The following is an 8,029-nucleotide window of genomic DNA, read 5'->3' on the forward strand; positions in this document are numbered from 1 at the left end:
CGCTGGTCTTCCAGTGGTCGGTTTCGATGAAGCCGCGCTTGTCCGGCGTGATCCCGACGCTCTCCAGGCCGAGGCCCTCGGTGTAGGGCCGCCGCCCGATGGCCAGCAGCACGTAGTCGGCCTCAAGCGTCTCGGCCGCGCCGCCGGCCACCGGCTCGACGGTGACGCTGACGCCCTTCTTCGACGCCTTGGCGCCAGTGACCTTGCTGGAGAGCTTGAAGACGATCCCCTGTTTGGTCAGCGCGCGCTGAAAGGTCTTGGCGACCTCGGCGTCCATGCCGGGCGTGATGCGATCGAGGAACTCCACCACCGTCACCTGGGCGCCCAGCCGGCGCCAGACCGAGCCCAGCTCCAGGCCGATGATCCCGGCGCCGATCACCACCAGGCTCTTCGGCACTTCCGGCAGGGACAGTGCGCCGGTGGAATCGACGATGCGCACCTGGTCGACGTCGACGCCCGCCAGGCCGGACGGTTCCGAGCCGGTGGCGATGACGATGTTCCTGGCCTCAAGGATGCTGGCCGCGCCGTCCGCGCCGGCGACCTCGACCTTGCCGGGGCCGGCGATCTTGCCGGAGCCGATCACCCGGTCGACCTTGTTCTTCTTGAACAGGAACTCGATCCCCCGCGTCAGGGTGGCCACGGACTCGGCCTTCTGGCGCATCATCTGGTCGAGGTTGAGCTTGGGCTGCACCTCGATGCCCAGCTCGGCGAAGTGGTTGGCCGCGGCGTCGTAGAGCTCCGAGGCGTGCAGCAGGGCCTTGGAGGGCATGCAGCCGACGTTCAGGCAGGTGCCGCCCAGCGTCGCCCCCTTGTCCACCACCGCGACCTTCAGGCCCAGCTGGCCGGCCCGGATGCCGGCGCTGTAGCCGGCGGGGCCGCCGCCGATGATGACGACGTCGTAGGAGGGGGCGTCGGCCATGGAAGTCTCGATCTGTGGTCCGGAGAGGTGGGGCTGAGATACAGAACCTTCGCCTGCGAGGCGAGGGCTGGCGTTCGTCGGACGCGGTTATTTCGTGTCGGCGCGACGCACAAGCGCGGTCTGGTCGAGTGGACCTGCCGGGTCCTCCCAGCACGCCAGCTTCAGGCGCGGAATACCGAAGACTCCGCGCAGATCGCGCTCATTCGTCGCCGTCGCTGAGCCGCTGGAACCGGCGAGGCCGCAACGGCGTGATGACCCCGGTGAGAAACGACAGCAACAGCGACAGGACCATCCGGACAGTCGCTTCGGAGACCGGCAGCGGCGGGAGCGCCGACGGTGTTCTGCGGCTTGAGCTGATGAAGGCCTGAGCGTCTGTGGCCTCCTCCTCAGGAACCCAAAGCCGGAAGCCGCCTATCGCCAACTGCATGGTGAAGGCGGTCTGTCCCCAATGCTCATTCTGCAAGAAGACCGGAATGCCCGATGCGCGCAGCGCCGAGGCCGCGACCTGGGCCTCGGTCAGATCGACAAAGCGGGCAATCTCGACGAGCGCCATGGCGCCCAGCTTGATCGGCGGACGGTCAGACGTCCAGCAGCAGGCGCTGCGGGTCCTCGATGGCTTCCTTGACGTGGACCAGGAAGGTGACCGCGCCCTGGCCATCGACGACGCGGTGGTCGTAGGAGAGGGCGAGGTACATCATCGGGCGGATGACGATCTGGCCGCCGGCGACCACGGGGCGTTCCTGGATCTTGTGCATGCCCAGGATGCCGGACTGCGGAGCGTTGAGGATCGGGGTCGACATCAGCGAGCCGTAGACCCCGCCGTTGGAGATGGTGAAGGTGCCGCCCTGCAGATCCTCCAGCGCCAGGGCGCCGTCGCGAGCCTTCTTGCCCAGCTCGCCGATGGCCTTCTCGATCCCGGCTAGGCTGAGCTGGTCGGCGTCGCGCACCACCGGCACCACCAGGCCGCGCTCGGAGCCGACCGCCACGCCGATGTCGTAGTGGTCCTTGTAGATCAGGTCCTGGCCGTCGATCTCGGCGTTGACCTCGGGCACCTGCTTCAGGGCCGCGACGCAGGCCTTCACGAAGAAGCCCATGAAGCCCAGCTTGACGCCGTGGCGCTTCTCGAAGGCGTCCTTGTACTGGCCCCGGGCGGCCATCACCGCGGTCATGTCCACCTCGTTGAAGGTGGTGAGCATGGCGGCGTTGTTCTGCGCTTCCTTCAGTCGGCGCGCGATGGTCTGGCGCAGGCGGGTCATGCGCACCCGCTCCTCGCGGGCGTGCACCTCGCGCGCCGCCGCCGGAGCGGGCGCTGCGGGCGGGGCCTTGGCGCGGGCCTCCAGGGCGGCCAGCGCATCGCCCTTGGTGACGCGGCCGTCCTTGCCGGTTCCTGGGATTGCGGCCGGGTCGAGACTGTTCTCGGCGGCGACCCGCTGGGCCGAAGGGGCGAGGACCGGCGCCTTGGCGGCGGCGGGCGCAGGAGCCGGCGCCGGGACGGGAGCCGGGGCGGGCGCCGGTTCGGGCGCAGCCTTCGCCGCGGGCGCGGCCTTCTCAGCCGGGGCCACAGCGGCCTTGGCCGGCGCCGGCGCGGCCGCCTTGCCGCCTTCGGAAACCTTGCCCAGCAGCGCGCCGGCGGCCACCGTCGCGCCCTCGGCGGCGGCGATGTCGGAGAGCACGCCGTCGGCCGGCGAGGCCACCTCGAGGCTGACCTTGTCGGTCTCCAGCTCCACCAGGATCTCGTCCTTGCGGACCGACTCGCCGGGCTTCTTCGCCCAGCGCGCCACCGTCGCCTCGGTGACGGATTCGCCGAGGGCGGGGGTCATGATGTCGGCCATGGATCTGGTTCCTGTGCTGGCGGTTCGAGCGGGCGCTTAAGCGAACGCCTCGGCGAGGAAGGTCTCGAGTTCCTTGAGGTGGCGGCTCATCACCCCGGCGGCGGTGGAGGCGGTGGCCGGGCGGCCGACGTAGCGGGCGCGCTTGGCTTTGAGGTTCATCCGCTGCAGGGTGAGTTCCAGCCAGGCGTCGACGAAGGTCCAGCCTCCCATGTTCTTGGGCTCCTCCTGGCACCAGACCAGCTCGGCGTTGGAGAACCGCTTCAGCTCGCTGGTCAGCGACTTCAGCGGCCAGGGATAGAACTGCTCGAGGCGCAGCAGATAGACGTCGTTGCGGCCGGTCTTGGCGCGCGCTTCCAGGAGGTCGAAGTAGACCTTGCCGGAGCAGAGCACCACGCGGCTGATCTTGCTGTCCGCCGCCAGCTCGACGCCGCCCACGTCGCAGCCAACCTCGGCCCCGTCGACCATCACCCTGTGGAAGGTGGAGCCCTCGGCCATGTCCGAGAGGTTGGAGACGGCGCGCTTGTGGCGCAGCAGGCTCTTGGGGGCCATCACCACCAGCGGCTTGCGGAACTCCCGCAGCACCTGGCGGCGCAGGGCGTGGAAGTAGTTGGCCGGGGTGGTGCAGTTGACGACCTGCAGGTTGTCCTCGGCGCAGAGCTGCAGGAACCGCTCCAGGCGGGCGGAGGAGTGCTCCGGCCCCTGGCCCTCGTAGCCGTGCGGCAGCAGCATGACGAGGCCGCTCATCCGCAGCCACTTGCGTTCGCCCGAGGAGATGAACTGGTCGATGACCACCTGGGCGCCGTTCACGAAATCGCCGAACTGAGCTTCCCACAGGGTCAGCGTGGCCGGGTCGGTGAGCGAGAAGCCGTACTCGAAGCCCAGCACCGCCTCTTCCGACAGCGCCGAATCCAGCACCTCGAAGTGGGCCTGTGTGGGCGAGAGGTTGCGCAGCGGGATGTAGGGTTCTTCGGTCTTCTGGTCGATGATCGCCGAATGGCGCTGGGTGAAGGTGCCGCGCACGCTGTCCTGGCCGGAGAGCCGCACGGGATAGCCCTGGTCCAGAAGGGTGGCGAAGGCCAGGTGTTCGGCCGTCGACCAGTCGACGCCCTCGCCGGCGTCGATTGCCGCGCGCCGGTTGTGGATCACCCGCTCGACGTTCTTGTGCACGGCGATCCCGGCCGGGATGGTGGTCATCCTGTGGCCGAGGTCGAGCAGCTTCTGCCTGGGCACCCCGGTCTCGCGGCGCTCCTCGCCGGTCAGGCTAAAGCCCGCCCACTTGCCGTCCAGCCAGTCGGCCTTGTTGGCCTTGTAGGACTTGGCGGCCTCGAACTCGGCGTCGAGGAAGGCGTCGAACTCGGAGATCCAGCCCTGGACCTCGTCGGCGGTGGCGACGCCCTCGGTCACCAGGCGGTTGGCGTAGATCTCGCGCGTGTTGGGGTGCTCCTTGATCTTCGCGTACATCAAGGGCTGCGTCATCGTCGGATCGTCGCCCTCGTTGTGGCCGAACCGGCGGTAACAGAACATGTCGAGGACCACGTCCTTGCCGAACTGCTGGCGGAACTCGGTGGCCACCTTGGCGGCGTGGACGCAGGCTTCCGGGTCGTCGCCGTTCATGTGGAAGATCGGCGCCTCGACCATCATCGCCACGTCGGACGGATAGGGCGAGGAGCGGCTGTTCTTCGGGCTGGTGGTGAAGCCGATCTGGTTGTTGACGATGAAGTGGACGGTGCCGCCCACCCCGTAGCCCTTCAGGCCCGACAGGGCGAAGCACTCGGCTACCACGCCCTGGCCGGCGAAGGCGGCGTCGCCATGCAGCAGCAGCGGCAGGACGTGGCCGCGGCCGGCGGAGGGGTTCTCGCGCAGGGTGAAGGCCTGCTTGGCGCGGGCCTTGCCGATCACCACCGGGTTGACGATCTCCAGGTGGCTGGGGTTGGCGGTGAGCGACAGGTGAACGTTGTTGCCGTCGAACTCCCGGTCCGAGGAAGCGCCCAGGTGGTACTTCACGTCGCCTGAGCCTTCCACGTCGGAGGGCATCGAGCTGCCGCCCTGGAATTCGTGGAAGATGGCGCGGTAGGGCTTGCCCATCACCGCCGCCAGCACGTTGAGCCGTCCGCGGTGCGGCATGCCGACGACGATGTCGCGCACGCCCAGCGCGCCGCCGCGCTTGATGATCTGCTCCAGCGCCGGAACGATGGATTCAGCTCCATCGAGACCGAAGCGCTTGGTGCCGGGGAACCGGCGGTGCAGGAAGCGCTCGAAGCCTTCGGACTCGATCAGCTTCTTCAGGATGGCGATCTTGCCCTCGCGAGTGAAGGTGATCTCCTTGTCGCGGCCCTCGATGCGCTCCTGCAGCCAGCCCTTCTCGCGCGGGTCGGAGATGTGCATGTACTGCACGCCGACCGTGCCGCAGTAGGTGCGGCGCAGGATCTCCAGGATCTCGCGGACCGTGGAGGTCTCCAGGCCCAGCACGAAGTCCAGGAAGATCGGCCGCTCGTAGTCGGCCTCGGAGAAGCCGTAGGAGGCGGGGTCGAGCTCGCTGGCGTCGCCCGGCGTGGTGGCGATGCCCAGCGGATCGAGGTTGGCCTTCAGGTGGCCGCGCATGCGGTAGGCGCGGATCATCATGATGGCGCGCAGCGAATCCAGCGTCGCGGCGCGCACGGAATCGGTGGAGGCGGCGGGCTGGCGCTCGGCGATCCTGGCGCCGACTTTGGCCTCCACCGCCGGCCACATGCCGTCGATGGCCGACAGCCAGTCCGGGCGCTGGGCCGGCGTCTCCGGCCGGGTCCAGGCGGGGGGCGCGCGCCTCACCTCGTCGGCGCGGTCCTGCAGCGAGGTGAAGAACGCCCGCCAGGAGGCGTCGACGCTGGTCGGATCGCCCGCCCACCTCGCGTAGAGATCCTCCACGTAGTCGGCGTTGCCGCCATAGAGGAAAGAGGTCTCCTTGAGGACCTCGTTGATCAGACCTGCATCGTCCGCCATGTCATCCGCTTTCCGGGACGACCCGCCGCGGAGCTTTGAAGGAGCCGAGCGCGGACCGCCCTTACGCTAAATTGGCCCTCAAGCGCCCCCCAGCACCTGGAGCAGGGTTTCGCCGAGCGCCGCGGGCGAGGGGGAGACACGGATGCCCGCGTCTTCCATCGCCGCGATCTTGTCCTCGGCCCCGCCCTTGCCGCCGGCGATGATCGCGCCCGCGTGACCCATGCGCCGACCGGGCGGCGCGGTGCGTCCCGCGATGAATCCCACCATAGGCTTCTTGGTGGCTGAACTTTTAATGAAGGCGGCGGCGTCTTCTTCCGCCGACCCGCCTATTTCGCCGATCATGATGATCGATTCTGTCTCAGGATCGTCCAGGAACATCTGCAGGATGTCGATGAACTCGGTGCCCTTGACCGGGTCGCCGCCGATGCCGACGGCCGTGGTCTGGCCCAACCCCACCTGAGATGTCTGGAACACGGCCTCATAGGTAAGCGTCCCGGAGCGGGACACAACGCCCACGGAGCCGCGCCTGAAGATATTGCCCGGCATGATGCCGATCTTGCACTCGCCGGGCGTCAGCACGCCCGGGCAGTTGGGGCCGATCAACCGCGACTTCGAGCCCGACAGGGCGCGCTTGACCTGCACCATGTCGGCCACCGGGATGCCCTCGGTGATGCAGATGATCAGCGGCACCTCGGCGTCGATGGCCTCGAGGATCGAATCGGCGGCGAAGGGCGGCGGCACATAGATGACGCTGGCCTCGGCGCCGGTCTCCCTGACCGCTTGGCCGACGGTGTTGAACACCGGCAGGTCCAGGTGCTTCGAGCCGCCTTTGCCGGGGGTGACGCCGCCGACCATCCGGGTGCCGTAGGCGATCGCCTGCTCCGTGTGGAAGGTGCCCTGGCTGCCGGTGATGCCCTGGCAGATCACGCGGGTGTCTTTGCCGATCAGGATGGACATTCAGGTTCAGCTCACAGCGTAGGTATGGCGTAGACGAGGAGCGGCGCGGCGGGCCGTCCGGCGACGATGATCATGGCGACGCGGCCCTGGCGGATCAGGTTCTGGCCATGGGGCGAGCGCAGGTCGGCGCCGGTCACCTGGTGGTGCGCGCCGCCGTCCTCGGTGAAGGCGAAGGCCTGGCCCTTGGAGGCGGGCAGGCCGGGATCGGCGGGCACCGCGGCCCAGGCGGCGGCCAGCTTCCTCAAGGCCGCGCCGTCGGCGGGGCGGGCGCCCACGGCGCAGGCGCGGACGGGCACCGGCGCGCCCTCGATCACCGGCGCGCCGCTGCCGGCGTACATCAGCGTCAGGACGCGGTTCTGGCTCTTGGCGCGGCCCTCGCCGCCCGTGAAGCCCTGCTTGGCGATCTCGTCGTGGAACATGGCCGGCATCTCGGTCCAGCCGCGGGCGTCGGCGGCGGCCAGCGCGGCCGGCGCGTTCGCCCTGGTCTTCACGCAGAGGTCCTGGAAGGTGTCGAAGGTCGGGTCGGCGTGCGCCGCCCCGGAGATGGACAGGGTCGCGGCGAGGACGCCAAGCAGCATGGCGCCTGGGCCGCGCATCAAACGGCGCCTCGCACGGCCTTGACGATCTTCGCGGCCCCGTCCGCGAGGTCGTTGGCGGGGATCACGTTGAGGCCGGAGTCACGGATGATCGCCTTGCCCTCGTCGACGTAGGTGCCTTCCAGGCGCACCACCAGCGGCACCGTCAGGCCCATCTCCTTCACCGCCTCCACCACGCCCTCGGCGATGATGTCGCAGCGCATGATGCCGCCGAAGATGTTGACCAGGATGCCTTTGACGTTGGGGTCGGCGGTGATGATCTTGAAGGCCGCGGTGACCTTCTCTTTCGACGCGCCGCCGCCGACGTCGAGGAAGTTGGCGGGTTCCGCGCCATAGAGCTTGATGATGTCCATGGTCGCCATGGCAAGGCCCGCGACGTTGACCATGCAGCCGATGGTGCCGTCCAGCGCGATATAGGACAGGTCGAACTTGGAGGCCTCGATTTCCTTGGGGTCTTCTTCGGTGGTGTCGCGCAGGGCGACGATGTCCGGGTGACGGAAGAGCGCGTTGCCGTCGAAACTGACCTTGGCGTCCAGCAGGATCAGCTTGTCGTCGCCGGTGATGATCAGCGGGTTGATCTCCAGCATCGACATGTCCTTCTCGACGAAGGCCCGATAGAGCTGTCCGAGAAGCTTGGCGCCCTGCTTGGCCAGGTCGCCTTGCAGGTTCAGGGCCTTGGCCAGCGCCCGGCCATGGTGGGGGAAGACGCCGGTCGCCGGGTCGATCTGGATGCTGAGAATCTTTTC

At 68.6% G+C, this 8,029-nt stretch carries 7 protein-coding genes; all 7 read right to left on the reverse strand.

Features of this window, described 5'->3' with window-relative positions; all coding sequences use genetic code 11:
- The coding region (locus VGL30_RS15950) for an NAD(P)/FAD-dependent oxidoreductase (RefSeq protein ID WP_331541005.1) at positions 1 to 919 on the reverse strand (919 nt) is incomplete at its 3' end.
- Between the two features lie 199 nt (positions 920 to 1,118).
- Positions 1,119 to 1,472: a putative signal transducing protein gene (locus VGL30_RS15955; RefSeq protein ID WP_331541006.1), complete on the reverse strand. Its 354-nt coding sequence runs from the start codon at positions 1,470 to 1,472 to the stop codon at positions 1,119 to 1,121.
- A 25-nt stretch (positions 1,473 to 1,497) separates the two neighbouring features.
- The gene (gene odhB, locus VGL30_RS15960; RefSeq protein WP_331541007.1) at positions 1,498 to 2,751 is read right to left on the reverse strand and encodes a 2-oxoglutarate dehydrogenase complex dihydrolipoyllysine-residue succinyltransferase; all 1,254 of its coding nucleotides are present in this window, start codon (positions 2,749 to 2,751) and stop codon (positions 1,498 to 1,500) included.
- A gap of 36 nt (positions 2,752 to 2,787) precedes the next feature.
- Positions 2,788 to 5,730, reverse strand: coding sequence for a 2-oxoglutarate dehydrogenase E1 component (locus VGL30_RS15965; RefSeq protein WP_331541008.1), 2,943 nt, complete (start codon positions 5,728 to 5,730; stop codon positions 2,788 to 2,790).
- A gap of 78 nt (positions 5,731 to 5,808) precedes the next feature.
- Positions 5,809 to 6,687 carry a succinate--CoA ligase subunit alpha gene (sucD, locus tag VGL30_RS15970; RefSeq protein ID WP_331541009.1) on the reverse strand — a complete coding sequence of 293 codons (879 nt, stop codon included), beginning with the start codon at positions 6,685 to 6,687 and terminating at the stop codon, positions 5,809 to 5,811.
- 11 nt (positions 6,688 to 6,698) lie between these two features.
- Positions 6,699 to 7,283: a hypothetical protein gene (locus VGL30_RS15975; protein ID WP_331541010.1), complete on the reverse strand. Its 585-nt coding sequence runs from the start codon at positions 7,281 to 7,283 to the stop codon at positions 6,699 to 6,701.
- A partial coding sequence (locus tag VGL30_RS15980; protein WP_331541011.1) for a succinate--CoA ligase subunit beta occupies positions 7,283 to 8,029 on the reverse strand: 747 nt, incomplete at its 5' end. The genes VGL30_RS15975 and VGL30_RS15980, both read right to left, overlap by 1 nt.

Origin of the sequence: Phenylobacterium sp., from assembly GCF_036502675.1 — a bacterium.
Lineage (GTDB): Bacteria > Pseudomonadota > Alphaproteobacteria > Caulobacterales > Caulobacteraceae > Phenylobacterium.